This window comes from Pseudomonas sp. RIT-PI-AD (assembly GCF_025642785.1).
Taxonomy (GTDB): domain Bacteria; phylum Pseudomonadota; class Gammaproteobacteria; order Pseudomonadales; family Pseudomonadaceae; genus Pseudomonas_T.
In genome coordinates this window covers 1-446 of record NZ_JANZKU010000072.1, presented here as the reverse complement: position 1 = coordinate 446, position 446 = coordinate 1, and the positions used below count along the sequence as shown (strand labels likewise).

The 446-nt window shown below is 66.4% G+C and carries 1 protein-coding gene; it reads right to left on the bottom strand.

Annotated elements, in window-relative coordinates:
• On the bottom strand, positions 1-446 hold a 446-nt coding region (gene tssI, locus OGL92_RS22080), incomplete at both ends, for a type VI secretion system tip protein TssI/VgrG (protein WP_263148033.1).

Here is a 446-nt window from a genome sequence, read left to right as displayed (position 1 = left end):
ACACTTCCTGGCCGATCCGCGGGATGTGCACGCCGCCGAAGCCCGAACCCGCCCACGGGTGGGAAACCCGGATCCAGCAGGAGCTGTTCTCGTCCTTGCTGCAGTAGCGGTTCCACGGGAAGGACACCTTCACCCGGCCGAATTCGTCGGTGTAGATCTCCTGCCCCTTGGGACCGGTGACCACCGCGGTGTCCGGCCCCATGGTCTGCGGCTTGGGGGTGATCCGCTCGGGCCGGAACGGCAGGTCGGACGGGTGGGTTTCCAGCTTGATGCGCAGCACGTGGCTGTCGGAGCTGGAGTTGGACTCGTAGTCATTGTCGCTGAACTGATAGTCGGTGGCGACGATCAGGTACTCGCGGTTCTGGCTGCCCACCGGGTGATTTTCCAGGGTGAACAGCCGCCCCGGCGCCATACCCCGCGCACGCCCCGCCGCATGGCCGCGCTTA